This is a genomic window from Pseudomonas sp. SDO55104_S430, assembly GCF_054070595.1.
The window spans coordinates 1-1351 of sequence record NZ_JBSVXG010000473.1; the positions used below are offsets into that span (position 1 = coordinate 1).

At 62.0% G+C, this 1351-nt stretch carries 1 protein-coding gene; it reads right to left on the reverse strand.

Going from position 1 to position 1351, the window contains the following annotated elements:
* Positions 1-199: 199 nt before the first annotated feature.
* Positions 200-1174: a serine/threonine protein kinase gene (locus tag ACW9JE_RS30765; RefSeq protein ID WP_224541655.1), complete on the reverse strand. Its 975-nt coding sequence runs from the start codon at positions 1172-1174 to the stop codon at positions 200-202.
* Positions 1175-1351: the final 177 nt, after the last annotated feature.

Genomic DNA, 1351 nt, shown 5'->3' on the forward strand with positions numbered 1-1351 from the left:
CTTCACTGGTGACTGACACGCCGTCTTCGCGGGCAAGCCTCGCTCCTACGGTTTTGCTGTTGGTCACAAATCATTCAATCAACATGGACCCTGTGGGAGCGTGGCTTGCCCGCGAAAGCGTCCGTTCAGTCGACTTCACCGGTGACTGACACACCGCCTTCGCGAGCAAGCCCGCTCCCACAATGGATCTCTGTGTGGGTCAGAAGAGTTTCAGGGGTTCTTCGTTGAGCGCCGCCAATTGCTCGCGCAACGCCAGCACCTGATCCCCCCAATAGCGCTCCGTGCCGAACCACGGAAAGCTGCGCGGGAAGGCCGGGTCGTCCCAGCGGCGGGCGAGCCAGGCGCTGTAGTGCATCAGGCGCAGGGCGCGCAGGGGTTCGATCAGCGCCAGTTCCCGCGGGTCGAAGTCGTGGAATTCGTTGTAGCCGTCCATCAGCTCCGACAACTGTCCGAGGCATTCCTGACGGTCGCCCGCCAGCATCATCCAGATGTCCTGCACCGCCGGGCCCATGCGGCAGTCGTCGAGGTCGACGATGTGGAACATCTCGTCGCGGCACATCATGTTGCCGGGGTGGCAATCGCCGTGCATGCGGATGTTCTGGTGGGGCGTGTCGTTGTAGGCATCTTCCACGCGCTTGAGCAGATCCCGGGCCACGGACTCGTAGGCCGGCAACAGGCTGCGGGGGATGAAATCGCCTTCGAGCAAAGTCGCCAGTGAATCGTGGCCGAAGTTCTTCACCGCCAGGGCTTCGCGGTGCTCGAACGGCTTGGTCGAACCGACCGCATGCAGGCGACCTAGCAATTGACCCAGGCGATACAGCTGATCGAGGTTACCCGGCTCCGGCGCGCGACCGCCGCGGCGGGGGAACAGGGTGAAACGGAAACCGTTATGTTCGTGCAGGGTTTCGCCATTGTGGATCAGCGGCGCCACCACTGGGACTTCGACTTCGGTGAGTTCGAAGGTGAATTGGTGCTCTTCGAGGATCGCTTCGTTGGTCCAGCGTTGTGGGCGGTAGAACTTGGCGATCAGCGGTTCGGAGTCTTCGATGCCGACCTGGTAAACGCGGTTTTCGTAGCTGTTGAGCGCCAGGATGCGGGCGTCACTCAAGAAACCGATGCTTTCGACGGCATCGAGGACGAGGTCTGGGGTGAGGGTATCGAACGGGTGGGCCATGCTGACTCCTGCGCGCAGCAGGCTGCTGCGTCCGGCCAGGCATGGTAGCGCAGAAGGCTGGTTTGTAGTGGTTCGGCTTGGGAAGTGTAGTGTTTGGTCTGACGCCTTCGCGGGCAAGCCCGCTCCCACAGTGGGGCGGTGTGAACGCAACATTTGCGAACAACCGAGAACCCTGTG

What these genes read in the sequence shown, in the direction of transcription:
- ACW9JE_RS30765 (WP_224541655.1), bottom strand. Translation starts at nt 1,174, where the DNA reads ATGGCCCACCCGTTCGATACCCTCACCCCAGACCTCGTCCTCGATGCC.